Source organism: Vagococcus sp. (assembly GCF_052102835.1).
Taxonomy (GTDB): Bacteria; Bacillota; Bacilli; order Lactobacillales; family Vagococcaceae; genus Vagococcus.
Map to the genome: position 1 here is coordinate 1 of NZ_JBQEIL010000013.1, position 25,213 is coordinate 25,213.

A 25,213-nucleotide genomic window follows, 5' to 3' on the forward strand; every position below is an offset into this window, starting at 1 on the left:
TATGATTGTCAGTCATTAGAATACATGGAAGGGATACCTAAGCCATTAGAGTTATACGCTGGTTACTTTGATATTGATAAGCAAGAGTTAAGTGTTAGACAAGCTGCAACCTTCCTAAAGACGGTAGCAGACCAACAGAACAGTTTTAATAACCTAAGTTTAATTCATGCTTATGTCATGTATCGTAAAATGCAACTCATTCATCCTGAGTATTACTTTATATTAAAGGATTTTGGTAGAACTGGTAAAGGTTTGTTTATGAAAACGTTCGATACTATTTTTCAAGTCAATAAAGTTAATTTTGACAACTTAAAATCATCTGGAATAGAAGCCAGTAACGAGTGGTTTAATCTATATGGTTGTGATGTAGCCTATGCTAATGAAACTGGTGAGATTGACAAGAAGGACATGAGAATATTAAGAAAAATAGCAACGTGTGAAACTGTATCAGGTAGAACGATTGGAAACAATTCTATTAAGTTTACTATTGAGTCGGTACTCATATTGGATACAAATGAGACAGTAGACGTTGGTTTTATGAAGGCTAATACGTCACGTACGATTAAATCAGCGTTTAAAGACAGACCAAAAGATGAGACGGAAACACAACGCCATGCGTTCTTCCAGTCATATTGGGAGTTTATCCAACCTAATGGGCAACCTTCATTGAGTGCCAGCATATCTTTTTTAATACATAGCTTAAACTATCTAAAATCAAAAGGCGGTAAGTTTTTATTTGATGATGTCACACTAAAGAATTATTATACGGCTGATGATCTAACTGAAACACAACGTATATTGGCTTTAACAATACATGAAGAAGGTTTTATATTAGCGTCTGATGAGGAATTAAAGAAGGCAGTACAAGAGGACTATGGAAGTTTTAGAAAAAATAAAGCCAAACAAGATGTAAAAAAAATAGGTGTATTATTAAATAAACCTAAGTGGCTAGATGGACAAGTATTTAAGGTTCATACTGTTGGTGATAAAAATTTAGTTGAACAAGTAAGTACATTAATAAATAACGAAGTCAATAAGAGTTATGAATAAAAAATATAGGTTAGGAAGGGTTAGCCTAACCCTTAGCAAATAAAAACCTAACTCTTATAAAAAAACCTAACCGTCACATAACCCTTACCTAACTCTTATAAACGTTGATATAACAACACCTAACTCTTATAACCCTTATTTTAAAATATTTTTTATTATTAATTAGGTATTAAAGTAAGAACGTTGTTGTACCAATGGTTTGTAGGATGTTGGTAGAAATAGCATATTTTTATGTTTTATATATATATGGAAATAAGGGTTAGGAAGGTTATGTGCTAATTAAATAACGAGGAGGTACTAACATGAATGGGTATAATAAGGCAATTTTATTATTGCAACATTCAATACAATGTATTCCACTGAATGAATTTAAAACACCTAAATTAGCTTTTAAAGATGTCACGATAGATAAACAATTTATTGATGATAATAGACAAGCTTATGAGTATAGCCAGTGTCTCGGTGCTTTAACACGTAACATCTGGTGTATAGATATAGATTGTAACCATACAGAACATGAGAACGGCTTTAAATCACTTGCCACGATACCGTATTATGATGAATTAGATAAAAATGCCATGGATAGTTTAATCCAAGCAACGCCTACTGGAGGTATGCACGTCATTTTTAAGAAAAATACAGGAATTGATTACTCACAGAAAATAGGATATTTGGAAGGCGTAGACATTAAGGCAAATGAAAACAATTATTTTGTCTATGGGGGAAGTGTGACGCAAGCAGGTGTTTACCAGAGCAACGGTCAACAACCAATACATTATAGCGGAGACTTTGAAAAGCGAATATTTGGCAGTCGTGGAACATTTAGAGATCAAATAATGGAAAAGTATAGTGTTAAGAATATTTTACCTAACTATGATTTTTCACACCTAGAATCAACTGGAAAAGGCGGACTAGGAAAACAAGCATATCAGCGGATAATAGACGGTACGAGTAATGAACGTAATGATGACCTATACAAAGCCGTTAGCTATGCCAAAGCGTGTAACATTGATATAGAACCATTGAGGGGGCTTATTAATGACGTGAAGGGTAACGATAGGTTTACTGAAACAGAGTTTGAAAAAACAGTAGAAAGTGCATTGAGGGGATAATGATGAGATTAAATAAAGAAAATATGAAGTATCCAATTTTAAAAGGTCGTAAAGTACCGAATAGAACCATGTGGGCGTGCTGGTGTCCGTACTGTTATATGGATCATTACCATGGTGAAATAGACGGTCATAGACAAGCCCATTGTATCCGTAAAGGTTCACCATTTATGAAAACAGGGTATTACATTATGGAAGAAACCGAAAGAGACAAGCTATTTTCAAGTGTGAATAGTTTGAGTGAGGGTTCATACCCACAATTAGAGAAAGGAAAGTAATATATGGAAAATGAAATATTTGTTAATGAGGTAGTTTACACTAATGAGAAGGGTATTCAACAGAAAACTAAAGCATCAGATTTTTGTACGTTAGAGCTGACAGTACAGAATGGGAAAGTGGTAAATTGCAAGGAAATAATTAATAAAAGAATGGAAGAAAATACTGTTATATAAGCATTTACAAGCGTTTCTATGTTATAATAGTAGTAACTTAATAAGCTGGTCGAAGTACTCGAAGGCACAAGTAATTATTCCGATTATATCGGTTTGGTTATTTGTGCCTTTTTGTTTTTGATTGTATGCAACATAATGCTAAAGTTCTCTAGGGATTTAGGCATTTTTCAGAGGTGACAACAATGAGTAATGATAGGTTAATTGATTTGTACCCTAAAGTGAGTGCTAAGCGAGTGTTAGATGCTATTGGTGGTAAACGGAAGACTATTACTCTAACAGGTCAAAGGATTGATATAACATACCAGCCTAGCAACTTAGGACAAGGGGAAGTACCTTTTTTTATCTGCCCTGTATGTGATAAACCAAGACGTGAAATGTACCTGAAAAGTTGTGAGTGGTTGTGTTATAAGTGTCACGACTTCACCTATCACAGTCAACAAAGGACTAGGAACAGTTATTGGTACTGGGTAAGACGTGCTGAAAAAGAAGCCAGAAAGATTGATCTTGACTTTAGGATAAAAGGCTTTAATGATTTTATGAATCACAGGTGGTTATTTCCTTATAAAGCCAAGTATATGCAACAACGTAAATATGACAATATTCGTTTTTGGTATGGCATATATATGTTTAGAGCAGGTGAGGAGTTATACAACCTCATGGCACCAGCAAGAGCATTTATACAGTCGGTTAAAAAAGAATATCCCAATTATAGTAAGACAAATCGGATGACTTAAAATGAAAAACTGATGAGTTTTTGGCTAGGTTGAGATAATGTGATACACATAAAAACAAAGCGTTGCGCTTCATGTTGTGTTGTAAAGTTGCAAAGCTATTTAAGGCTGAGTTTAACACTAGTAAATCCTAGTATTAATGCTAGTAATTGCTTAGTTTTATTATTGGTATTGATGCTAACATTTTTATAGATGATGGTGTTAACAATTGTTAACCTTTTTCATAGTTTGATAATGACAAATGATAGCGTCTTTTTGATTATACATGATGGAAAGTAGAACCTCACAAAACTTAACATTTTCAGATAATTAAATAAAGGAGAGAAAACTCAATGTTTGATAACTCAATGATTGAAAAGTATATAAAGTTACCACAGACTATTATGATGCTACACAACCAAAAGGAGCTATTAGATGTTGAGTTCTATTCTCAAAATATGGCAACTCGTACCGAATACACACAGTTAGGTATTGTGGCTAGGGCTTTTTCCATAGAAAAGAAGGTCATAGAGCGTGACATGGCTTTAAACGTGCTTAATAATCGTATTGAGCGACACTCTATAAGGTTGCGATACTTTAAATAGTTCTTATCTAGTTTGGCTAGTACGGAACGTATTAGTGTGTTACAGGGTGATGTATCTAGTGAGCTATTAGAGATTGTGCTGGATGAAAATTATTAAGATTTGTCAAATAACTTTACTTGGCAGAGATTGATGTATATACTTAAGGTGTATCTAGACATAGTATATATAGAAGGAGGAATATATATGCATAATGTAAGAGAATTGGCGACCGCTTTAGTTCAAAGATATGAGGAAATTACTTGCTCTAATTTCGGAAGTAGTGAACTAAAACTTCAAAAACTTATGTATTTTTTACAAAGACAAGCAATTGCTTTAACTGGCGAAAAATTATTTAATGAAAGTTTTATCGGATGGGTGCATGGCCCCGTCTTGGAAGATTTAAGATATTTTCTTGAAGAACCTTCCAATCAAAAAGTAAAAGACTTAACAGATACGGAAATGTATTTAATTGATAGCGTGATAGCTGACTATGGTAAGTTTAGTGCTTGGGAACTTAGAGAAAAAACTCACGAAGAAATATCATGGCTGAAAAGCAGACGTGGTTTAAATGAAACTGAAAACGGATATGTAGAGTTAAAAGATTCAGATATTGAAAAGGACGCAGAAAAAGTGAGAATCTATGATCCTGTTTATGATATGTATTTAGATGAATTTGAAGATGTGTTGAGTGAGGTATATTAAGTCATGCAGGAGTTTTGTGGACAAATAAGAAATACTTTTATGAGATATTATGATTCCCGAGAAAGAAAAATGAAAACCAAAGCTAGACCTATGCTTTTTATCAAATCTGAAAATGATACCATGTATTCTGACTATACAACTTTACCTGTTTCTAAAGTTTCGTGTTCGAGATATAGAGATGCTTATTATGATGAGAAGATAACTAAAGAAAGTTTTCCTGACACTAATTTAAATGATGATCCAAGCTATATTAGATGTCATAAAATTAGCACTGTCAGTAGTAGAGAAGTTGATAAAGCTAATTATTTATGCGATTTTAAAAGTTTATATCCTGAAAAATATTCTGAAATAGTGAATAAGGCTCAAAAATATCTTGAGGATATCTAACTTATTATTAAACTACCTTCAAAATTATTTTGAGGTAGTTTTTTTTAACTCGCCCGTGGTAATGAGATTTTTGAATACGTGACTGAATACATCCGATTTCTTGGGTGTATTTTTTTGCGTTTACAAGGTATCATAATGATGAGGGGTGAATATTTTGAATGAAAACACAATATTTATGGGTTTAGAAATTGGAAGCTGGGCGGATTGGATAGGAATAGTGGTAACTATCATTACTATAGTATTAACTGTTAGATACTATGGCAAGGACAATAGAAGAAGATTATTGATAGGCTTTGATATTGTACCAATAACGTACAAAAAAGATAAAGGAATAATAGGTGTAAGGTCTGACACAAAATATATAATTTGGGCTGTAAATGTATCAAAGGTAACTGATAGCGTTATATATTCTAGTATTCGTTATAAGCCCTCATTTTATAAGAGATTAAAAGAGAGCCTTTTTTCAACACAAAAGAGTGGCTACATACCGCAACCGCTCGAAGAATTCATAAAGATTGGTGAACCAACAAAATTTGAAACTTTAGGTGAAAGGGAGAAGACTACAGGGTATGAAGTAAGGTCACAGAGTATTAATGATTTTGCCTTGGAAAGATTTGAAAAGACTGGTAAAAAAGTTGTTCTTTGGATAACTTTTACCGATATTTTAGGAAAAGAATATAAAAGAGAATTAATTTATACAAAAAAAGAATTGAAAAAATTTAGCAATGCTTCATAAATAACTAAAAAAGAGATGATTTTTCATCTCTTAATCTATATAAATATACTCGCCCGTAATAATAGTTTTTGAATACGCAATTGAATACGGTTAAATTTTCAATTGTGATTACTCATGATTTAAACCTAATTTAATTATGATTATATAATAAGAAGAAGTGGCTTATAGTGATTAATGATTTTAAGAGCTCGATACACCGTGAAACAAAATAAGCTTTTATATTAAGTGCTCTAATCCCTTTCAGACGGGGATTAGAGCCTTTTTTATTTGGTTGTTTTTAGAATTGAATACCAAATACTTAAAAGCCTATATGTGAAATTAGCATATTTATCGCTTGCTTTTCAGTTTATTCATATTATATGGGTGTATCTATCTAACGTCATAGAAATATCTGGATTGCCAAATTCTGTGTTGAACTTCTTTGGTGCCAATATCATTATTTTTTGACTAAAAAGGATATCTGATCAAAAATAAGTTGTATTAATTATCAACACTGAAAATATAAGTCATAAGAATAGTATGATATTTGTTAATCAAATGTCTTTTTTGAATTTTTTTTACCATAATGATTCCTTAGCCTTAGAGAGTCAAGATTCTTGACAATGAACGGATTTGTTTTAAACTTGAAGTAAGGAGGTGATCTCATGATAAATGCTTATAAAGAATATTGGAATAATATGTCCTTGATGAATGCAACAGCTACTCGTTCTCAATATTGGTGGCCACAAGTCCTTAATTATTTTGTATTAGTTTTGTATTCTGTTCTCACTAAAGCATATAGATACATTGATTTTATGTCAGACGGAACGAATATTATTAAAGAATGGAATATCATAACAATAGTCTTCATGATTTTAAGTTTACTTATATGGTTGGCTAACTTTACCGTTCGTGCTAGAAGATTGCATGATCGAGATCATAGCAACTGGTGGATATTATTCTATCTCATACCATTAATTGGTCAGATTGTTATATTCGTCACTCTAATATTACCAAGTAAAACAGAAACAAGGTGGTCAGCGAACCAATCGGAATATTAATTGATTTAAGTAACGATTAACGTCTCGAAATGAGGCGTTTTTTATATTTAGATTTTTTTCATTAGAGTGAAGGGTTTGTTTTAACTGGGGATGAAAAATTTAATTTGAGTGAGTTTATGAAGTCTAAAGAAAAATAGCTAAGTAAAGTAAATTGGAGTATCAAAGACATTAGCTGAAATAAGGCGTATACTTATGTCGCATACTGTAAGATTTGTTGTAAATAAGGAGGAAAATATTATCAAATTAGGATTTATTAAATCAAATTTTCCAAATGAGCAGAGAGTACCATTACTTCCAAAGCATATTAAAAATTTTAAGAATGAGATATTTATTGAAACTGGTTTTGGTAAGAGTTTGAATATTACCGATCAAGATTATGAAAAAAAAGGTGCAGTTATTTTGGAACGTAATGAGATATTTGCAACATGTAGAGGTATTTTTTCTTTGAAGTTGATACAACTTAGCGACTATAAATATATTCAGAATGATCAAATTATTATTGGTTGGACGCATCCTAAAGGTTCTGGAAAATCATTTATGCTAGAACAAGCGATACCTAAAAATTTAATGGTAATCGATTTAGATAATAAGGACCCAACCATTTTTTACAAGAATGAAGAATTTCATTTGGAGTCGATTCCTCAAGATTTTATTTATCAAAACAGTTTTTATGCAGGATATGCTGGAACAATCCACGCGTTAATAAGTTATGGACTGCTACCGACAAATGACGTTAAAGTGGCTGTTTTAGGATCAGGGAACGTATCTCAAGGTTCACTTCATGCAATATCTAAATTTTCTGATAATGTAAGAATGTTTTATAGAAAAACAATGCCTGAGTTTAAAAAGGAATTGTCTGAATTTGATATTATAATTAATGGCATAGATGTAGGGAATGAGGGGGAAGCAATTCTCTCTAAAAACGATCAGAAAAGGATTAAAGAAAACTGCTTGATTATTGATGTAGCAGCAGATGTAGGTAACACTATTGAGGATACAGTTTTTACCAGTATAGAACAACCGATACGTTATGAAGCTGAGACAAAACATTACTTTTATGCGGTTCCCAATACGCCAACGCTAGTCTATCGAAATGTCAGTGAACTTATCAGTCAACAATTTAGTAAATATGTCTATTCTAAAGATATTAGTTTGTTTGTGGATTTAGTAGAGTCTTAAATTTTTATAAAATATTATTACAGAAGTCGTTGGTTAGTGTTAAGAGATAACTTAAGTTATCGGAAAGTTTCTGAAATTATGAATGATTGTGGAACCGACATAAGCTATATTAATCCATAAAGATGGCTTCAACTACGATTAAAGGAATAGGATTGATCCATTCTCTATACAAAAATAGCCGAAGAGACAGAAATCTTTTTGGTTTTTTAGTGATTTATGAAATCAATTAATGATTCCAGCATAGTGTTTAAACAATTTTATTGCAAAGGCTCTTTCATTCTCACCTTTGCAATAGAATTGTTTTTTTTATGATTTTATTTTTAGTTATCAAAAATAAATCGCAGGAATAGATATTATCTACTGATGCGATTTATTGTACAATTGAAAAGATGATATGCTTCATTAATATTATTTTATCTATTTTTACTCCACATTTAATAATCAATTTACTTAACTATTTGTAGTTAGTAGTCACATACTTATATTCTTTAATTAACTTTTTCGATAGCTAAGGTTTGAAGATATTCTTCAGCTAACATTGTTCGCGTAAATTCAGCAGTAGGGTCAGTTTCTTCAACTAATTTTTCTAATGAAAGGACATCATACCTGAAAAACTCTTTTCTAAAATTAACTTTATTCACTCGATAGGTGGAAAGTTTTTTATGTAATGTGTTTTCAAGTTGCACCGCATCATGACTAAAAATCATCGCATGAACATCAAACCTGAAGGGAACAGAAGCACTTCCGAGTTCATCAACTCGTTGTTGAGGTTCTAATCGTCGTGTCATCCCAATTTTAAAAATGTTTTCACCAAATGAGCCTAGATTAGAGATGACATAGACGTAACCGGCTTTACCTAAGGTTAGGTTCGTGACTTCTTCTTTTTTTGTTTCTACATTATTGAGCTGAAGTTGTAGTTCATTTAACCGTGATTGGAGTTGTAGTATTTTAGTGTTATCTGTTTCTTGTGCAAGGAGTTCTTTATTTCGATTCATCTCAGTCTGATATTTACTTTCCTCTAAATCTAATTTTCTTCGTTCAATTTCTAAAGCTTTTTTTTCTTCTTTTTCTTGTTTCATTTGTTCTCTGATTGCTTGTTGTTCTTCTTTTTCCTGTTGACGTTTTAGGTAATAACGATATTCAATTTGAATGAGTTCTAAATAAAGGGGTTCAATTTCTGATATAAAGCGAGTGACAGTAGGCAAAATTGATTGGTTACCATCAGCGACAATAAATTGGAATTTTTGAATGATCTCGTGTAATTTTAATTTTGTTTCTTCTAATTTTTGATAATTTAATTGATATAATAATAGTTGGATTTAGGCTTGTAGGCCAATAATCATGAGATTATAGATTGCTTGATTACTTTTAGTTTGGTATCTCTCGCGATATCTTTCTAGGCTAGCATCAATTTCTTTTCGTGTTTGTGTTGCTAATTTTTTTAGCTCTTTAGATTGATCGGAATGTAGTGGTAGCTGAACTAAAGAATCGAGTAAACCGTCTTTTTTTAAAAAAGATCCAGCTTCTTGAATTTGTTCTTGGATAGAGTAGTTAGTCGAATTTAAAAAAGTTTTTTCATAATTTTTTAGGCCGGTAATTTCAGCTTTAAATTTTCTAGCTTGATTTTGATAACGTGTCACTTCTTTTGTCAGTTTTTGTTGTTCACTGCTTAGTTCTTCTATTTTTTTTTCTGAAGTTGTGATTGCATCTAGAAGCGAAGCTAATTCTAAGTTAGCGTCGTCAGTGATTTGAGTTGCTTTTAATTGAGCAGTTTCTTTTTTTTGAGAAATTTCACTTTCAGTTTGTGAAATTAAAGTATCTGCTCTCAACGTAGCTTTTGAAATAATATCTAAACGTATTTGCTCATTTTCCAATTGGACATCTTGTCTCATTGCTTGGATAGTTTCCTCTTTATTAGAAAGTTGTTGTGCTAAACTATCAAGATAATTTTTGTCTTTTTTTATTTTATTATTTATTTTTTTTAATTGAGATTGTTGCCGATGTTTCTTCTTTCTATATTGTAGTTTTTCGTGCTCGATTGTTTTTCTTAGTTGAGATAGTTCTTTAATTTTTTTTAAAAAGCTCATATAAACACCTCATCATTTTAAATAACATACTTTTATACTACTATAAACGTTATGTTATTAATAGTGTCAAATTAAAACAAATAGGTCTGTTTTAATCAAATAGCTTTGATTTGTTTTTTCTATCGTATTGTGCTATAATTAATGTATATTAGGTGTATTTATAGGCAATATTGAGTTTATTTTTAAGAAGTTTAATCTGTTTTAGGCGTAGTTAAAGAGCTACATAAGATGCTTTAGAGGTTGGGATTGCATTGTTTAGATGAAAAATAATCTGTAATTGAGTAATAGTATTGGAACAACTTTAAAATGTAAATAGAACTAATTAGATAGCCATCTTGAAAAAGGTGGCTATCGTCAATTTAAAAAGGAATAATGAAGTGATTGAAAAACATTAAATAAAAAGTGGCTCAAGTTAGACGTTACTACTAACTTGAGCCACTTTTTTAGAAGACTTGATTGATAAGCATACTAGAAAGTCGAGTTTGTAAAATCATTCGATCATTCGTATTACCATCAATTATTTCACTTGTCCCATTTAAAAATTTGTTGATTTCATCTTGAGCATCTAATGTATCAAAATCCTTGAAAGTCTTTTTTTGTGCCATAAAATTAAGGTAATTACAAAATTCATCTAAGGAAACAGAGGTCTCAAAGAAATCTTGTTGTTCAATCGTTACAATATTAAATAAAAAATCAGAAAGAGGCATGTTTGGTTTAATGTTTTTAAAGTTACTAATGAAAGTTGAAATTTCTGCTGCTTGATTAGTGTTAACTGATTGGTAGTAGTCATCAGAGTTACGTTGGAACAGTCGATTATCATTTTCCATAGTGAGCTCTCCTTTTTTTAAACGTTCTTTTTTTAGTGCTTATAAAAAGGATAACATAGATATTAATTTAACTCAATTTTAAGTATGAACTCCGTTATTTCAGTTGTTCACTGGCTTTTTGTGGTAATTCATTTTCTTGTATTTCTTCCCAACTCATGACTCCTTTTTTGGAATTAAGCTTAATTTTTAAATAAGCATTTTTTCTTAATTCACGATCACCAAAAGAATTGAAAGTGACTTTTTTTAAGTTTCCTTCATGGTCAAAACTATCGAGTTGATATTCATAAGAATATAATTTTTTGTTTTCATTTCCATCGACAGTGTCATAATGGCGCTTTCCAGGTTGGTTTATTTTGGTGTAGTAAGGGGTTGTGGAATAGTTGATGTAGTACCAATAACTAGGCCCTCCAATAAAAATAAAAGCTAGCAACAAGCCAAGTAATATTTTTTTCATCTCAATGACATCCTTTCGTTTGTTAATAATATATTAAAAAAATTTGATAATAAAGATGAAGTAGACTGATTTTTATATCCTACTTAAGGTTGATATATATACGTTAGAAAATAAAAAGATTCGTGATATAATGAATTAATTAATTAAAAGTAAAGATAAGTGAGGGATGGAACGTGAGAGATAAAAAACAAGTTAGAAAAGAAACATTAAAAAAATTATCAGAACTGGGTCAGAATAAAGAATGGAAAGAACTAAAAGAGTGGAATATTATTGAACAACTATGTGAAAGTTCTGCCTGGAAACAAGCGACAACAGTGGGGACTATTCTACCAATGGATAAAGAGTTTGATACATTAAAACTAATAAAACGGGCTTTGTTAGAAAACAAAAAAATTGTGGTGCCAAAAACTAAGCCAGAACGTCAAATGATTTTTGTTAACTATGCCCCCGGTGAAGAAACATATTTGACTAATTTTGGGGTTAAAGAGCCTGTAAATGATAGCGAAGTTGAAAAGAATGCTATTGATTTATTGATTGTTCCAGGGGTGGCTTTTTCAGAGAATGGTTATCGCGTTGGTTTTGGTGGCGGGTATTATGATCGATATTTAGCTGATTTTAAAAATGAGACATGTAGTTTGGCTTTTCAAGAGCAGGTGTGCAATGACTGGACACCATCTCACTATGATTTACCAGTTAAAAATATAATAATAGATGGTATCAAGTAGGAGGAATTAAATGTATCAAAAACGAAAAAATAATTGGCTTAACGAAATTAAAAACGGTCCCTATATAACCTATTTGTTTTTAGCAATTCAAGTGATTGTTTTTGTATTAATGGAATTAATGGGGATTTTTACGGGTAGTTTAAACGGGTCTCAAGATAGTGGTATTTTATTAACATTTGGGGCAATGACTTCACAAGCAGTCACTGAGTTCCATCAATATTGGCGATTTATTACCCCGATTTTTGTTCATATTGGTTTTGTTCATATCGGAATAAACTCATTAACCCTTTATTTTGTAGGACGGATTCTAGAACCTATTATTGGACATTGGCGTTTCTTTGCACTTTATATGATAAGTGGGATTACTGGAAATTTACTTAGTTTTGCTTTTTCTAACCCTTTTTCCATTTCAGCAGGAGCGAGCACAGCATTGTTTGGTATGTTTGGTGCCTTTATTATTCTAGGGCAAATGTATCCTAGTCATTTTCTGATAAGTAGTATGTATCGAAATATGAAATTATTAATTATTATGAACTTAGTTTTAAATTTATTTGATTCAAATGTTGATATTTTTGGACATTTGGGTGGTGTGATTGGTGGTATTGCAATGATGCTGATTTTAGGAGTTCCTAACAATAGAAGAGGAATGGAAAATAAAATAAATCCTCATTTCCGAATTTTAGCGTTTGTTTTATTAATCTTCCTGCTAGTCTTTTGTTTGATTTATGGTTTTCGATTTAATTAACAAAAGGACAGAATTTTCAGCAGAGTAACCAAAATATGTAAAAACGCTATGTTTTTAAGGATGGAAACGATATAATATTTTAGAAAGTATGGTCGTAGCATAATTAAATACTGATCGTTCGTTTCTTGCGTATCTACGCTAATTAATAATAGAGTATCGGGAGGAATAAATTCATGAACAAAAAATTAATCGGTATTGACTTAGGTGGAACAACAGCTAAATTTGCCATTTTAACAGAAGATGGTGAAATTCAACAAAAATGGAGTATTCAAACGAATATTAATGATGATGGAAAAAAGATTGTACCTGATATTATTGAATCAATAAAACATCGTTTATCTTTATATGAAATGACGAGTGATGAATTTATTGGGATTGGAATGGGAACACCAGGAACTGTTGATCGAGAAGCGGGAACAGTAATAGGAGCCTATAATTTAAATTGGTCAACCCTCCAAGAAATAAAAAAACCAATTGAAGAAGCATTGAATATTCCTTTTATTTTGGATAATGATGCGAACGTAGCGGCGTTAGGTGAACGTTGGAAAGGCGCTGGCGAGAACGCTGCTGATGTTATCTTTATGACATTGGGTACTGGAGTTGGTGGTGGAATTATTGCTAATTCACAATTGGTCCATGGCGTGGCTGGTGCGGCTGGTGAAATTGGTCATATGACGATTGAACCGGGAGGATTTGAATGCACATGCGGTAAAAAAGGCTGTTTAGAAACAGTTGCAAGTGCTACAGGAGTTGTAAAATTAGCTCGAATGATGTCTGAAGAGTATTCAGGAGAATCTACTTTAAAAGAAATGATTGATGATGGACAAGTGGTGACGAGTAAAGATGTCTTTGATTTAGCTAAGGGGAATGATTCTTTTGCTCTTTTAGTTGTTGACAAAGTATGTTATTATTTAGGATATGCGTGTGGTGATTTAGGTAATATTTTAAATCCTAACCATATTGTAATCGGTGGGGGCGTTTCTGCTGCTGGTGATTTCCTATTAGAACAAGTACAAAAGCACTTTAAGGAATTTGCTTTTCCGCAAGTGTATCAAAGTACAAAAATAAAATTAGCTCAGTTAGGAAATGAAGCAGGGGTAATTGGTGCGGCGTCACTTGCGTTACAATTTAAATAATTTTAATGAAGTGAGGTTTTTTGATGTCTTTTTTTAAAGTTTTTAATATTGTTTTAATTTGTATTGTGATTGGTTACGCTTTGTATCAGTTGTATTTTTTCATTCAAAGAAAACGAGCGGCGGAATGGATTGAAACAGAAGAGTTTCAAAAAAACATGAGAACTGCTCAAGTCATTGATGTTCGTGAAAAGAGTGAGTATGATCATGGACATATTATGGGAGCACGTAGTTTACCTTATACAATGGCAAGAGCGCAAAAAGAGTATTTGAATTCAATTCGTAAAGATAAACCAGTTTATCTCTACGATAATAAAAAAATCATAGCGATCAACATGGCACTTTTATTAAAGAAAAATGGTTACACTGATATCCGTATTCTTAAAGGTGGCTACATGGATTGGACTGGAAAGATTAAAAAGAAATAAAATTTTAACCATGTTTAGCCTATTTTAGGGCTTAATATGGTTTTTATTGTACCTTATTTAAAATTGTTGTTAAACTAAAGCTAATAAGTAAATAACATCTTGAGGAAAAGGAAGTGTCATTTGGATGGAAGTCTTAGCTAACTTTAGAGATCTAGGTAATATCGAAACAGAAACAGGAAAAAAAGTGAAAAGTAAAAAAGTTTTACGTTCAGCTCAATTGGTTAATTTATCTGACAATGATAAAAAAGCTCTTTTAGAAATATATCATTTAACAAAAATTATTGATTTTAGAGGGAAGCAAGAAATATCTGAAGCACCGGATGATAAACTTCCTGGGGTTGAGTATTTGCACATTGATATTTTAGCGGGAACGCAAAATAGCGCGACAAATTTTAAAGAAATGCTCAAGGTAGTTACTGTTGAAAAAGTAGATCAAACAATGAAAGAAACTTATGAACAACTTGTTTTTGATCCAACTGCCCAGAAAGGGTATCAAGGTTTTTTTGAAGAGTTATTAAATCAAAAAGAAGGCTCTCTTATCTTTCATTGTTTTGCGGGAAAAGATCGAACCGGAATGGGAGCGATGCTTTTCTTGAAATTATTAGGAGTATCTGATGAAGCGGTTTTGAAAGATTATCTTAAAACGAACAGTGAAAGAGCGGCTGAAAACAAACGTTTGATTCATGCGTATTTTGGAGATACTTTAGACCCTAAAAAAGAAGAAGCGATTTTGAGAGTTTTATCCGTTGATCGTTCATATATGGAGCACGCGATGCTTTTAATTCGTCAAAAATATCAAACCATTGAAAATTATGCTAAAGAATGTTTGGGCCTGGATGATGAAAAAATAGCTAAACTTAACGCACTGTATTTGGAAGATTAGACAAAAAAAGCCAGTAACAATCTGTTACTGGCTTTTTTTATAAATTAAGATCTAGAGTGGCTTTTTCTCATCGCTTTCCGACGGCTATCTTCCACCATTTGTTCTTTTTCTTCAACGGGTTCAATAACAATTTTTTTGAAACCAACAGCTACCCCTGCTAAAGCAGCAAGCGTCATTGCTGTTCCTGTAATAAATCCTGATGTAAATTTTTTCATATGCGACACATCCTTATCTCTTGTTTCATAACTTTATTATGCCGTATTTTTGAACAAAAAGCCAATGATTTGACAAAAAAAGCAGTTTTTATTTTCAAAGCGAATTTGATTGAAGCATGATAGAATAGGTAAAGAAGAAAAAAATGACCGAATGGGGATTGTTATGAAGGAAAAGATCATTGTTATCGTTGGACCAACAGCTGTTGGAAAAACATTTTTAAGCATTGAACTCGCGAAACGTTTTGATGGTGAGATTATTAGTGGTGACTCATTGCAAGTTTATCGAAAACTTGATATTGGAACAGCTAAGGCAACCAAAGAAGAACAAGAGGGAATCTCTCATTTTTTATTAGATGTAAGAGAACCCGATGAAACTTATACTGCGTTTGATTTTAAATGTGAAGCCGAACAAAAAATTCAAGAAATTATTGCTCGAGGACATGTTCCAATTATTGTTGGTGGGACAGGTTTATATATTCAAGCTTTACTTTTTGATTTTCAACTTGGGAAAAAAGAAAGTACGATAGATCAAAATATGAGAAGAAAGTATTGGGAAGATAGAGCTGCGAAGGAAGGCAAGGAAGCGATGTGGTTACTATTGCAAGACCAAGACCCAAAAGCTGCACGTGTCATCCATCAAAATAACGTAAAACGGGTCCTTCGTGCGCTTGAAGTTTTTGAAAATACCGGTAAAAGTATTTTAGATCAACAACAAATTGATTTGAAGGCGGTCGATCACATGCAATATGATGCGTATCTTTTAGGTTTGACAACTGAACGAACTATTCTATATGATCGCATCAATAAACGTGTTGATTTAATGATAGGCCAAGGTTTGTTGGAAGAAGCTAAATTTTTGTATGAACTTGGACCTGTTCAAGCGAGCCAGGGAATTGGTTATAAAGAATTGTTTCCCTTTTTTGAAGGAAATGAGGAATGGAGTACGTCAGTTGAAAAAATAAAACAACATTCACGACAATATGCCAAGCGTCAGATGACTTGGTTTAGAAATCGAATGAGTATCAATTGGTGGGATTTAATAACTGAACCAGGAGATATTGAGAAAATAGAAAAAGAAATTACGGGATGGTTGAACCAATAAATAGGAGGGATTTATCATCGAAAAGGCAATATTAGTAGGGGTTGAAACTCAAGATAATTATTTAACATTTGATGAATCAATGCTTGAATTAGAACGATTAACAGATACAGCACATGGTGAGGTAGTTGGCGAGTTGACACAAAAACGACCAGCGATTAGTAAACGAACGATTATTGGTAAGGGAAAGTTAGTGGAGTTAGAAGCACTCGTCGCGTCAAGAGACGCGGAGTTAGTTATCTTTAATCATGAACTTACCGCACGACAAACAGCTGTGATTGAAGAAGCTGTTAAAGTAAAGGTGATTGATCGTGTTCAATTAATTTTAGATATTTTTGCTTTACGAGCAACCTCTAAAGAGGGACAATTACAGGTAGAGCTAGCACAATTAAAATATATGTTACCACGATTAACTGGACAAGGGATCTCGTTATCGCGTTTAGGGGGAGGGATTGGTACCCGAGGTCCTGGTGAAACGAAATTAGAGACCGATCGTCGTCATATTAGAAATAAAATGACTTATATTAAACGTGAATTGCGAGAAACAGGAGAACATCGTAAACGAAGTCGTCAAAAAAGGAAGAATGCGAATGTCTATCAAGTAGGGTTGATAGGTTATACAAATGCTGGGAAATCAACTTTGCTTAACCAATTGACAGAATCAGAAGCCTATACGATGAATCAATTATTTGCTACCCTTGATCCTTTAACTAAAAAATGGCAATTACCAACGGGGTTACAAATGACATTAACAGATACTGTAGGTTTTATTCAAGATTTACCAACACAGTTGATTGAAGCCTTTCAGTCAACTTTAGAGGAAAGTCGAGATATGGATTTGTTACTTCATGTAGTTGACGCAAGTTCGCCGGATAGACATCAGCAAGAGAAAACGGTTTTGGCTTTATTAAAAAAAATGGAAATGACAGATATTCCTGTTTTAACGGTTTATAATAAATCAGATTTATTAGGTTCGGAAGAATTTATTCCGACACTCTTTCCTAATTGCCTAATTTCTGCTAAAAATAAAAATAGTGAAGAATTAGTATTTTCAGCAGTAACAAAAGAAATTAAAAAACAATTTGATAGTTATAAAATAAAATTAGAAGCTCATGAAGCCTATTTATTGGATGAGTTAAAACGAACGACACTTTTGGAAACCTGGGAGTTTGATGAAGCTAATCAAGTGTATGTACTGACGGGTTTTGCACGCCCAAATTCAAAATGGTTTCAAGAAAATTAAAATAAAAAGCAACCCATGTTAGATTATCTGACGTGGTTTGTTGACATTTTTATCCTCGCTTGGTATCCTCTTTATAACCTTTGATGGAAGGAAGTGGTCTAGTTGAATAGAAGAGAATTAAAGCGTAATTTGGCAGTGTTTCCTATCGGTTCTGTAATGAAAATAACAGAGCTGTCTGCTCGTCAAATTCGATATTATGAAGAACAGGAACTCATTTGTCCGGCTCGAAATGATAGTAATACACGGCAATTTTCTTTGAATGATATTGACTTGCTTCTAGATATTAAAGACATGTTAGATGCCGGAGATACGCTTAAAGAAATCAAAGTACAGTTATTGAAACAAGCATATGAAGCAACGGTTTCAGAAGAAAAAATCAGAATTGCTTTGTATCAAGATTTGATGCATGAAAGTGGTTTACATCGTCGGCATTAAAAAAATAATGAAGGTTGGGACCAACGGAATGGAAAAACATATAAAAAAAGAGCAAATGATTGAAGTCGCTAAAAATGAAAATGTTAGATTTTTACGTTTAATGTTTACTGATATTTTAGGAAGAATTAAGAACGTTGAAGTTCCAATTAGTCAAATGGAAAAAGTATTAGATAATAAGATGATGTTTGATGGTTCTTCTATCGAAGGATTTGTCCGCATCGAAGAAAGCGACATGTATCTCTATCCAGATTTATCAACGTGGATGATTTTCCCGTGGGAAAGTGAAAAAGGAAAAGTAGCACGTTTGATTTGTGATATTTATAAACCGGATGGTCAACCTTTTGAAGGAGATCCTCGTGGTAATTTGAAACGAATTTTAAAAGAGATGAATGAAATGGGCTTTACTCAATTTAATATTGGACCTGAGCCGGAATTCTTTTTATTCAAATTAGGTGAAGATGGTCGTCCAACCCAACAATTAAATGACAATGGTGGATATTTTGACTACGCTCCTATCGATTTAGGTGAAAATTGTCGTCGAGATATTGTTTTAGAGTTAGAAAGTTTAGGTTTTGAAGTAGAAGCTTCTCATCATGAATGTGCACCTGGACAACATGAAATTGATTTTAAATATGCAGATGCTGTTGAAGCTTGTGACAATATTCAAACGTTTGAGTTAGTCGTTCGGACAATTGCACGTAAACATGGTTTGCATGCGACCTTTATGCCAAAACCGTTACATGGTATTGCAGGTTCAGGTATGCATATTAATATGTCTTTATTTAATGAAGAGGGTAATGTTTTCTATGATAAAAATGGAAAAGATGAATTGAGTCAAACAGCTTATCACTTTTTAGGTGGTTTATTGGAACATGCCAGAGGTTATACGGCGATTTGTAACCCAATTGTAAATTCATATAAACGATTAGTCCCTGGATTTGAGGCACCCGTATATGTTGCTTGGAGTGGAAAAAACCGTTCACCTTTAGTGCGTGTTCCTAGTTCGAGAGGGTTATCAACCCGGTTAGAATTACGTTCGGTTGATCCGACTGCAAATCCATACTTAGCGATGGCAGCTCTTTTAAAATCAGGTTTATCAGGAATTAAGAATCAAATAACGCCACCTGCTGAAGTTAATCGTAATATTTATGTGATGACTGAAGAAGAACGCAAAGAGGCGCAGATTACTGATTTACCTTCTACATTACACAACGCAGTTAAAGCAATGAGAAAAGATGAAGTCGTTAAAGAAGCATTGGGCACACATCTTTATAGTAATTTTGTGGCTGCTAAACAGATGGAATGGGCAGCGTTTAGAGAACAAGTTTCTGAATGGGAAAGAGAACAGTACTTAGAACAATATTAAATTTTAGAGAAACGAGGCTATCTTAAAAGTTAGCCTCATTTTTGTCTTTATAGTTGATAGTTGGTTAGATAGAAATTAAAAAATATCTTTTAGATACTAGAACTATTCGACTTTGAGCTTGAATTATAATCGTTCTTTTTTGTTAAGTAAACCGTTTTCTTTTTTTGTTTTTCATGTATAATAGTATGAAATTATATTAGGAGGAAAGAGATTGGAAAAAAGAAGGGTTCAATCATTACCTAAAGTAGAGCTTCACTGTCATTTGGATGGCTCGGTCAGTTTAGAATTATTGAAAAAATTGGCGCAAGAACAAAAAAGAACCGACCTGAAGTTGGAAGAGATAGCTGTAATAAAGACAGATATTAGTCTAGCGGACTATTTAAAAAGTTTTGATATCATTTTACCGTTACTACAAGAAGTGTCAGCGCTGAAACGAGCGACTTATGATGTCGCCCGTCAAGCACATGAGGATTCTGTTAAATATTTGGAAATTCGCTTTGCACCGAGATTACATCTTCATGGTGAGCTGTCTCTTCCAGAGATAATTAATGCGGTTGTAGCAGGTGCAGAAGAGGCAGAAAAAGAATTTGGAATGATTGTTAATTTATTAATTTGTGGAATGAAGCATCATAGTTTTCAACAGAACAAAGAGGTTTTAAACTGTGTAAAAGAACTTCAACAGTCTTCAATTGTTGGTTTTGATATGGCAGGAGATGAGGCGAATTTTCCAGTTACTGAATTTAAAAATTGGTTAAAAGATGTACAAATATCAGGCTATCCTTTGACGTTACATGCGGGTGAGTGTGGTTGTGCTCACAATGTTCTAGAGGCGCTTGACGTAGGAGCTACCAGGATAGGTCATGGTATCGCAATCAGTAAAGATGAGGAAGTATTGACCTCATGTATCGCTTCTCAAGCGCTTTTTGAATTGTGTCCAACCAGTAATATTCAAACCGGAGCTGTTGCAAATTGGGAAAGTTATCCTCTACGCTTATTTTTAGAAAAAGGGGTTAAATGCTGTATAAATACAGATAATCGAACAGTCTCTAATACAACGTTGACCAAAGAGTATGAAGAAATAATCAATCGTTTTTCGCTAACGTTAGAAGAAATGCTGCAATTAAATTTAAATGGTCTATCTGGAGCATTTACAACCGGAGAAGTAAAAAACAACTTAAGTCAACTCTTTAGAGAAGCTTATTTAGTGTCGATTTAAATAACGAAAAAAAAGTTGTAAAAAAAGATTTGATTTTTTGGATTGTCTCATGGATTTTATGGTACAATAAAAGCGTATTTGTTATGAAAGGAAGATTAAATAATGATATCAGCAGTAGATTTAAGAGCAGGCATGACGTTTGAAAAAGATGGCAAACTAATTAAAGTATTAGAAGCTAGTCACCATAAACCAGGTAAAGGCAATACAGTAATGCGTATGAAATTGCGTGACGTTCGTTCTGGTTCAACAACGGATACAACAATGAGACCAGATGAAAAAGTTAAAAAAGCTCATATTGATACTAAGGCAGTTCAATTCTTGTATAATCAAGAAGGTGTAGCGAATTTTATGGATCTTGAAACATACGAGCAATATGAAATTCCTGTTGAAGTGATTGAGGAAGAATTGAAATTTTTATTAGATAATATGGAAGTTAAGATCCAATTCTACGGCGATGAAGTAGTAGGAGTTAGTTTACCGACATCAGTTATTTTAGAAGTTACTGAGACGCAACCATCGATTAAAGGAGCTACTGTTACCGGTTCTGGTAAACCTGCAACAATGGAAACAGGCTTAGTTGTTAGTGTTCCAGATTTTATTGAAGTAGGTGAAAAATTAGAAATTAACACGTCGGAAGGTGCTTATCTCAAGCGTGCAAAAAACTAATGGCGAGACAAAGTCACGAGGGTTAACGGTGACTTTGTTTTTTTAGCCATAATAGCTGAAGTTTTAGTTTATTTAGGGGGCTGTGTGATGATTAGTAATTTTTTCAACCTGTTTAAACTAAGTACTTGGGAATATTTGATGGATAGTTTATTTACTGTGAGTACCTTGATTCATTTGCTAGATATTTTAGTAGTGTGGTACGTTATTTACAAACTTCTCTCATTGTTAAACAGTACGAAGGCTATTCAGGTATTTAAAGGAATCGCAATCATTATTGTGATTCGAATAGTAAGTGATTTTATTGGATTGAATACTGTCTCTTGGTTGATGAGTCAAGTCATTACCTATGGGGCAATCGCAGCGATTGTAATTTTCCAACCGGAAGTTAGAAGAGGTTTGGAACATCTCGGACGAGGATCGATGCTTAGAACCAGTTCCAAAACAGTTAATTATCAAGAAAAATTAATTGATGATCTTGATGAAGCTATTCAATATATGTCAAAACGAAAAATTGGCGCATTAATTTGTATTGAGAAAAAAGAATCGTTAAAAGAATATATTGATACTGGTATTTCATTAGATGCCAATATTAGTAATCAATTATTAATTAATATTTTTATTCCGAATACACCATTACATGATGGTGCCGTTATTATAAAAGATAAAAAAATTGCTTCGGCATGCTCTTATCTACCATTAACTGAGAGTAGTAAAATACCTAAAGAATTTGGAACTCGTCATCGAGCGGCCATTGGTTTAAGTGAAATGAGTGATGCTGTTACGATTGTTGTTTCTGAAGAAACAGGTGGCGTTAGTTTAGCATTACGAGATAATTTTTTACCGCATATTCCACGAGAACGTTATTTAGCTGTTTTAAATGAAGAACTAGTGGTACCAAAAATAGAAGATAAAAAAAATGCTTTGCAACAACTTTTAGATGCAATGAAGAATAGTCCAAAAGGAGGAGCATAAATAATGGATAAAAAAGAACGATTACCTTGGTTTTTAAAAATTTTATCCTTATTTTTTGCTTTATTACTTTTTTTTAATGCAAATGCACCTTATAAAGAAGAAAATGGGATTAATAAAGTTAGAGAATTAGAAGCGACAGCTGAAAATGTTCCAGTAAATATTACTTATAATCAAGAAAAATATTTTGTCTCTGGTTATCAGCAATCAGTTAATGTTGAGCTCAAGAGTGCCAATAAGATATTATTAGATAAAGAGTCCAATGCTGAAACGCGAAGTTTTTCAGTTGTTATGGATTTAACTAATTATAAAGAAGGAACTTATGAAGTTCCGCTTGAAATCTCTGGTAAGTTGAGTGGTATTAATACTAAAATTTCACCTGATAAAATTCATGTGACGATTGAGAAAAAGAAAAAGAATACTTTTAAAGTTGAACCGGCAGTCGATAGTAAAATTTTTGCTGAAGGGTATGAAATGTCAGAAGCTTCAGTTGAGCCAGCCGTTGTTGAACTTGCAGCAGGAGCAGAGATGTTAAACGAGGTTGATCGCGTCATTGCTGGAGTTAGTGATAAAACAAATGTGACTAGTGATTTTTCAGAACGAGTTAAACTTTATGCAATCAATAAAAAAGGTGAACCCTTAGATGTTCAGATTAATCCAGAAAATGTTCGTGTTGAAATAAAATTAAATGTACCTTCGAAGAAAATTAAGATTAATCCTGTTCAATCAGGTGTGATCCCGCAAGGAATAAAAAATTATACTTTTTCGTTGAAGCATGATGAAATCTCAATTATGGGACCTAAAGAGACAATTGATGAAATCAATTCAGTCGATTTAAAAATTGATACAAGTAATATTAGAGAGACCACTAGCAGTTCTTATTTAGTTGTATTACCTAAGAACTTAAAGGCTGAACCGGATTCCGTCTTTGTGACGGTCATTCCGCAATATGAAGCATCAAAAAGTACGAAGGAAACAAAATCGTCAGTTGATAAAAAATAAGAGTATTGCTTAATACTTAAAGAACTAGGAGAATAAAACGATGGGAAAATATTTTGGAACAGACGGGGTTAGAGGAGTAGCCAATAAAGAACTAACACCTGAATTAGCTTTTAAAATAGGGAGATGTGGGGGATATGTTCTTTGCCAACATCATCAAAAAGGCGAACAAAAGCCTCAAGTCCTTGTTGGGAGAGATACTCGTATTTCTGGTCAATTATTAGAACAAGCCCTAATCTCAGGCTTGATTTCTGTTGGTATTGAAGTTTTACAATTGGGTGTGATTTCGACCCCTGGAGTTGCCTATTTAACGCGAACTCAAAAAGCAGCGGCAGGAGTTATGATTTCAGCATCACACAATCCAGCAGAAGATAACGGAATTAAATTTTTTGGACCAGATGGATTTAAACTAGCGGATGATGAAGAATATGAGATTGAAGACTTACTAGATGCGGCAGAAGATACATTACCACGACCTTCAGCAGAAGGGTTAGGGATATTAGATGAGTATCCTGAGGGAATTCAGAAATATGTTGAGTTTTTAAAGGGAACAATTGAAGGAGATTTATCGGGTCTTTCAGTTTGCCTTGATGGTGCGAATGGTGCGACATCTCCAATTGTAAACTTGTTATTTGCCGATTTAGAAACCGATTTTTTCACAATGGGAGTAAAGCCAAACGGCATAAATATTAATGCTGGTGTTGGCTCGACACATCCTGATGCTTTAGCTGCTTTTGTTTTAGAAAAAAAAGCGAGTTTAGGTTTAGCTTTTGATGGCGATGGTGATCGAGTGATTGCAGTCGATGAAAAAGGCCAGATTGTAGATGGCGATAAAATTTTATATATTTGTGGTAAATATTTAAAAGAAATGAACAAACTAAATAAAAATACGGTTGTTGCAACAGTAATGAGTAATTTAGGTTTTCATAAGGCTGTTAATTTAGCAGATATGAAAACAATAGCGACTCAAGTTGGTGATCGTTATGTTGTTGAAGAGATGAAAAAATCAGGTTACAATTTGGGTGGAGAACAGTCAGGTCATATTATCTTCCTAGATTATAATACAACGGGTGATGGTTTGTTATCCGGTATTCAATTAATGCAAGTGATGAAACATACTGGTAAAACGTTATCTGAATTAGCAGCAGAAATTGAAGAATATCCACAAAAATTAGTTAATATTCGAGTGAATAATAAGTATGGAGCGATGGATGTACCAAATATTCAAGCGATTATTGAAGAAGTTGAAGCAGAAATGGCTGGAGATGGTCGCGTTTTAGTTCGTCCTTCAGGTACAGAGCCATTATTACGTGTGATGGCTGAAGCGCCGACAATTGAAAAAGTAAATTATTACGTTGATAAAATTGCGGCGGTAGTAAAAGTTGAAATTGGATTAGATGATTAATTAAAATAAGGAAAAGGTCGTTTATTAAGTTTATTAAAATAACTTGATAAACGACCTTTTTGTTGCTTTTTTAAAGTGGTTTGGTCTTGTTTTAAGATAGACCATTTATTTTTTATTTTAATAAACAGTTGACATGCTTGTTTATAAATAGTAATATGTTCTTGTTTCTATGGCTATACCAATATGATGGTATCTATACCAATTTTAAAAGCGCCAGACCTAATATTTAGGTGACGAGGAAGAGATTAATCGAAAATTCGGCGGGTGATCTCGAGGGGACTGTACTCTTTAAGTCAAAGACAAAATTAGTTGGTAACAACGATGACAAAGCTTTGATTATGCAGTAGAAATAGAAACAATCTATTGAAG

General features: G+C 33.0%; 29 protein-coding genes and 1 pseudogene. 25 read left to right on the top strand and 5 right to left on the bottom strand.

Annotated features, from left to right (window positions below; all coding sequences use genetic code 11):
• From ACTJFD_RS10565 to ACTJFD_RS10615, 11 genes and pseudogenes are all read left to right on the top strand, one after another.
• Positions 1–1,050: pseudogene (locus ACTJFD_RS10565) on the top strand (phage resistance protein); the annotation flags it as partial.
• Positions 1,051–1,352: 302 nt separating this feature from the next.
• Positions 1,353–2,162: a bifunctional DNA primase/polymerase gene (locus ACTJFD_RS10570; RefSeq protein WP_442261497.1), complete on the top strand. Its 810-nt coding sequence runs from the start codon at positions 1,353–1,355 to the stop codon at positions 2,160–2,162.
• Positions 2,163–2,164: 2 nt separating this feature from the next.
• Positions 2,165–2,437: a hypothetical protein gene (locus tag ACTJFD_RS10575; protein WP_442261498.1), complete on the top strand. Its 273-nt coding sequence runs from the start codon at positions 2,165–2,167 to the stop codon at positions 2,435–2,437.
• Positions 2,438–2,440: 3 nt separating this feature from the next.
• Complete coding sequence (locus ACTJFD_RS10580; RefSeq protein ID WP_442261499.1) at positions 2,441–2,611, top strand: hypothetical protein; 171 nt, start codon at positions 2,441–2,443, stop codon at positions 2,609–2,611.
• A gap of 182 nt (positions 2,612–2,793) precedes the next feature.
• Positions 2,794–3,345 carry a hypothetical protein gene (locus ACTJFD_RS10585; protein WP_442261500.1) on the top strand — a complete coding sequence of 184 codons (552 nt, stop codon included), beginning with the start codon at positions 2,794–2,796 and terminating at the stop codon, positions 3,343–3,345.
• Between the two features lie 329 nt (positions 3,346–3,674).
• A complete protein-coding gene (locus ACTJFD_RS10590; RefSeq protein ID WP_442261501.1) occupies positions 3,675–3,926 on the top strand; it encodes a hypothetical protein in 252 nt (83 codons plus the stop codon).
• Between the two features lie 183 nt (positions 3,927–4,109).
• The gene (locus ACTJFD_RS10595) at positions 4,110–4,607 is read left to right on the top strand and encodes a Panacea domain-containing protein (protein WP_442261502.1); all 498 of its coding nucleotides are present in this window, start codon (positions 4,110–4,112) and stop codon (positions 4,605–4,607) included.
• Positions 4,608–4,676: 69 nt separating this feature from the next.
• The gene (locus ACTJFD_RS10600; protein ID WP_442261503.1) at positions 4,677–4,994 is read left to right on the top strand and encodes a hypothetical protein; all 318 of its coding nucleotides are present in this window, start codon (positions 4,677–4,679) and stop codon (positions 4,992–4,994) included.
• Positions 4,995–5,148: 154 nt separating this feature from the next.
• Positions 5,149–5,730, top strand: coding sequence for a hypothetical protein (locus ACTJFD_RS10605; protein ID WP_442261504.1), 582 nt, complete (start codon positions 5,149–5,151; stop codon positions 5,728–5,730).
• A 644-nt stretch (positions 5,731–6,374) separates the two neighbouring features.
• The gene (locus ACTJFD_RS10610) at positions 6,375–6,770 is read left to right on the top strand and encodes a DUF805 domain-containing protein (RefSeq protein WP_442261505.1); all 396 of its coding nucleotides are present in this window, start codon (positions 6,375–6,377) and stop codon (positions 6,768–6,770) included.
• 237 nt (positions 6,771–7,007) lie between these two features.
• The gene (locus ACTJFD_RS10615; RefSeq protein ID WP_442261536.1) at positions 7,008–7,949 is read left to right on the top strand and encodes a N(5)-(carboxyethyl)ornithine synthase; all 942 of its coding nucleotides are present in this window, start codon (positions 7,008–7,010) and stop codon (positions 7,947–7,949) included.
• A 488-nt stretch (positions 7,950–8,437) separates the two neighbouring features.
• Here ACTJFD_RS10615 and ACTJFD_RS10620 read toward each other — a convergent pair whose 3' ends face one another.
• From ACTJFD_RS10620 to ACTJFD_RS10635, 4 genes are all read right to left on the bottom strand, one after another.
• Positions 8,438–9,154, bottom strand: a complete 717-nt coding sequence (locus tag ACTJFD_RS10620; RefSeq protein WP_442261506.1) for a GIY-YIG nuclease family protein — start codon at positions 9,152–9,154, stop codon at positions 8,438–8,440.
• Positions 9,155–9,268: 114 nt separating this feature from the next.
• Positions 9,269–10,036 carry a hypothetical protein gene (locus ACTJFD_RS10625; protein ID WP_442261507.1) on the bottom strand — a complete coding sequence of 256 codons (768 nt, stop codon included), beginning with the start codon at positions 10,034–10,036 and terminating at the stop codon, positions 9,269–9,271.
• A 443-nt stretch (positions 10,037–10,479) separates the two neighbouring features.
• Entirely contained in the window at positions 10,480–10,863 is a 384-nt protein-coding gene (locus ACTJFD_RS10630; protein WP_442261508.1) for a hypothetical protein, read from the bottom strand.
• 94 nt (positions 10,864–10,957) lie between these two features.
• Positions 10,958–11,317 carry a YxeA family protein gene (locus ACTJFD_RS10635; protein WP_442261509.1) on the bottom strand — a complete coding sequence of 120 codons (360 nt, stop codon included), beginning with the start codon at positions 11,315–11,317 and terminating at the stop codon, positions 10,958–10,960.
• Between the two features lie 173 nt (positions 11,318–11,490).
• On the opposite strand from ACTJFD_RS10635, the gene ACTJFD_RS10640 reads away from it, so the two are divergent.
• The 5 genes from ACTJFD_RS10640 (at position 11,491) to ACTJFD_RS10660 (ending at position 15,231) form a co-directional block, all read left to right on the top strand.
• Positions 11,491–12,042, top strand: coding sequence for a 5-formyltetrahydrofolate cyclo-ligase (locus tag ACTJFD_RS10640; RefSeq protein WP_442261510.1), 552 nt, complete (start codon positions 11,491–11,493; stop codon positions 12,040–12,042).
• A 10-nt stretch (positions 12,043–12,052) separates the two neighbouring features.
• Positions 12,053–12,787: a rhomboid family intramembrane serine protease gene (locus ACTJFD_RS10645; protein ID WP_442261511.1), complete on the top strand. Its 735-nt coding sequence runs from the start codon at positions 12,053–12,055 to the stop codon at positions 12,785–12,787.
• A 173-nt stretch (positions 12,788–12,960) separates the two neighbouring features.
• Positions 12,961–13,923 carry an ROK family glucokinase gene (locus ACTJFD_RS10650; RefSeq protein ID WP_442261512.1) on the top strand — a complete coding sequence of 321 codons (963 nt, stop codon included), beginning with the start codon at positions 12,961–12,963 and terminating at the stop codon, positions 13,921–13,923.
• A 23-nt stretch (positions 13,924–13,946) separates the two neighbouring features.
• Positions 13,947–14,348, top strand: coding sequence for a rhodanese-like domain-containing protein (locus tag ACTJFD_RS10655; protein ID WP_442261513.1), 402 nt, complete (start codon positions 13,947–13,949; stop codon positions 14,346–14,348).
• Positions 14,349–14,472: 124 nt separating this feature from the next.
• Entirely contained in the window at positions 14,473–15,231 is a 759-nt protein-coding gene (locus ACTJFD_RS10660) for a tyrosine-protein phosphatase (RefSeq protein WP_442261514.1), read from the top strand.
• Between the two features lie 44 nt (positions 15,232–15,275).
• On the opposite strand, the gene ACTJFD_RS10665 is transcribed toward ACTJFD_RS10660, so the two are convergent.
• Positions 15,276–15,446, bottom strand: a complete 171-nt coding sequence (locus ACTJFD_RS10665) for a DUF3042 family protein (RefSeq protein ID WP_442261515.1) — start codon at positions 15,444–15,446, stop codon at positions 15,276–15,278.
• A 163-nt stretch (positions 15,447–15,609) separates the two neighbouring features.
• On the opposite strand from ACTJFD_RS10665, the gene miaA reads away from it, so the two are divergent.
• The 9 genes from miaA to glmM all read left to right on the top strand — a co-directional run bounded on the left by miaA (position 15,610) and on the right by glmM (position 24,844).
• Positions 15,610–16,548, top strand: a complete 939-nt coding sequence (gene miaA / locus ACTJFD_RS10670) for a tRNA (adenosine(37)-N6)-dimethylallyltransferase MiaA (RefSeq protein ID WP_442261537.1) — start codon at positions 15,610–15,612, stop codon at positions 16,546–16,548.
• A 13-nt stretch (positions 16,549–16,561) separates the two neighbouring features.
• Entirely contained in the window at positions 16,562–17,788 is a 1,227-nt protein-coding gene (gene hflX / locus ACTJFD_RS10675; RefSeq protein ID WP_442261538.1) for a GTPase HflX, read from the top strand.
• 102 nt (positions 17,789–17,890) lie between these two features.
• Complete coding sequence (locus tag ACTJFD_RS10680) at positions 17,891–18,223, top strand: MerR family transcriptional regulator (RefSeq protein WP_442261516.1); 333 nt, start codon at positions 17,891–17,893, stop codon at positions 18,221–18,223.
• Between the two features lie 28 nt (positions 18,224–18,251).
• Positions 18,252–19,589: a type I glutamate--ammonia ligase gene (gene glnA, locus ACTJFD_RS10685; protein WP_442261517.1), complete on the top strand. Its 1,338-nt coding sequence runs from the start codon at positions 18,252–18,254 to the stop codon at positions 19,587–19,589.
• A gap of 211 nt (positions 19,590–19,800) precedes the next feature.
• Positions 19,801–20,805, top strand: a complete 1,005-nt coding sequence (add, locus tag ACTJFD_RS10690) for an adenosine deaminase (protein ID WP_442261518.1) — start codon at positions 19,801–19,803, stop codon at positions 20,803–20,805.
• 102 nt (positions 20,806–20,907) lie between these two features.
• On the top strand, positions 20,908–21,471 hold the full coding sequence (efp, locus tag ACTJFD_RS10695) for an elongation factor P (protein WP_442261519.1): 564 nt from the start codon (positions 20,908–20,910) through the stop codon (positions 21,469–21,471).
• Positions 21,472–21,558: 87 nt separating this feature from the next.
• The gene (gene cdaA, locus ACTJFD_RS10700; protein WP_442261520.1) at positions 21,559–22,443 is read left to right on the top strand and encodes a diadenylate cyclase CdaA; all 885 of its coding nucleotides are present in this window, start codon (positions 21,559–21,561) and stop codon (positions 22,441–22,443) included.
• A gap of 3 nt (positions 22,444–22,446) precedes the next feature.
• On the top strand, positions 22,447–23,442 hold the full coding sequence (locus ACTJFD_RS10705) for a CdaR family protein (RefSeq protein ID WP_442261521.1): 996 nt from the start codon (positions 22,447–22,449) through the stop codon (positions 23,440–23,442).
• Positions 23,443–23,482: 40 nt separating this feature from the next.
• Positions 23,483–24,844, top strand: coding sequence for a phosphoglucosamine mutase (gene glmM / locus ACTJFD_RS10710; RefSeq protein ID WP_442261522.1), 1,362 nt, complete (start codon positions 23,483–23,485; stop codon positions 24,842–24,844).
• The last annotated feature ends 369 nt before the right edge of the window (positions 24,845–25,213 follow it).

Coding starts and splice junctions, on each gene's coding strand:
- ACTJFD_RS10585 (WP_442261500.1), top strand. CDS start 2,794: ATGAGTAATGATAGGTTAATTGATTTGTACCCTAAAGTGAGTGCTAAG.
- ACTJFD_RS10705 (WP_442261521.1), top strand. CDS start 22,447: ATGGATAAAAAAGAACGATTACCTTGGTTTTTAAAAATTTTATCCTTA.
- ACTJFD_RS10650 (WP_442261512.1), top strand. CDS start 12,961: ATGAACAAAAAATTAATCGGTATTGACTTAGGTGGAACAACAGCTAAA.
- ACTJFD_RS10595 (WP_442261502.1), top strand. CDS start 4,110: ATGCATAATGTAAGAGAATTGGCGACCGCTTTAGTTCAAAGATATGAG.
- ACTJFD_RS10575 (WP_442261498.1), top strand. CDS start 2,165: ATGAGATTAAATAAAGAAAATATGAAGTATCCAATTTTAAAAGGTCGT.
- ACTJFD_RS10635 (WP_442261509.1), bottom strand. CDS start 11,317: ATGAAAAAAATATTACTTGGCTTGTTGCTAGCTTTTATTTTTATTGGA.
- ACTJFD_RS10610 (WP_442261505.1), top strand. CDS start 6,375: ATGATAAATGCTTATAAAGAATATTGGAATAATATGTCCTTGATGAAT.
- glmM (WP_442261522.1), top strand. CDS start 23,483: ATGGGAAAATATTTTGGAACAGACGGGGTTAGAGGAGTAGCCAATAAA.
- miaA (WP_442261537.1), top strand. CDS start 15,610: ATGAAGGAAAAGATCATTGTTATCGTTGGACCAACAGCTGTTGGAAAA.
- ACTJFD_RS10570 (WP_442261497.1), top strand. CDS start 1,353: ATGAATGGGTATAATAAGGCAATTTTATTATTGCAACATTCAATACAA.
- cdaA (WP_442261520.1), top strand. CDS start 21,559: ATGATTAGTAATTTTTTCAACCTGTTTAAACTAAGTACTTGGGAATAT.
- ACTJFD_RS10660 (WP_442261514.1), top strand. CDS start 14,473: ATGGAAGTCTTAGCTAACTTTAGAGATCTAGGTAATATCGAAACAGAA.
- ACTJFD_RS10590 (WP_442261501.1), top strand. CDS start 3,675: ATGTTTGATAACTCAATGATTGAAAAGTATATAAAGTTACCACAGACT.
- ACTJFD_RS10600 (WP_442261503.1), top strand. CDS start 4,677: ATGAAAACCAAAGCTAGACCTATGCTTTTTATCAAATCTGAAAATGAT.
- ACTJFD_RS10625 (WP_442261507.1), bottom strand. CDS start 10,036: ATGAGCTTTTTAAAAAAAATTAAAGAACTATCTCAACTAAGAAAAACA.
- ACTJFD_RS10655 (WP_442261513.1), top strand. CDS start 13,947: ATGTCTTTTTTTAAAGTTTTTAATATTGTTTTAATTTGTATTGTGATT.
- ACTJFD_RS10580 (WP_442261499.1), top strand. CDS start 2,441: ATGGAAAATGAAATATTTGTTAATGAGGTAGTTTACACTAATGAGAAG.
- ACTJFD_RS10645 (WP_442261511.1), top strand. CDS start 12,053: ATGTATCAAAAACGAAAAAATAATTGGCTTAACGAAATTAAAAACGGT.
- ACTJFD_RS10665 (WP_442261515.1), bottom strand. CDS start 15,446: ATGAAAAAATTTACATCAGGATTTATTACAGGAACAGCAATGACGCTT.
- efp (WP_442261519.1), top strand. CDS start 20,908: ATGATATCAGCAGTAGATTTAAGAGCAGGCATGACGTTTGAAAAAGAT.
- glnA (WP_442261517.1), top strand. CDS start 18,252: ATGGAAAAACATATAAAAAAAGAGCAAATGATTGAAGTCGCTAAAAAT.
- ACTJFD_RS10630 (WP_442261508.1), bottom strand. CDS start 10,863: ATGGAAAATGATAATCGACTGTTCCAACGTAACTCTGATGACTACTAC.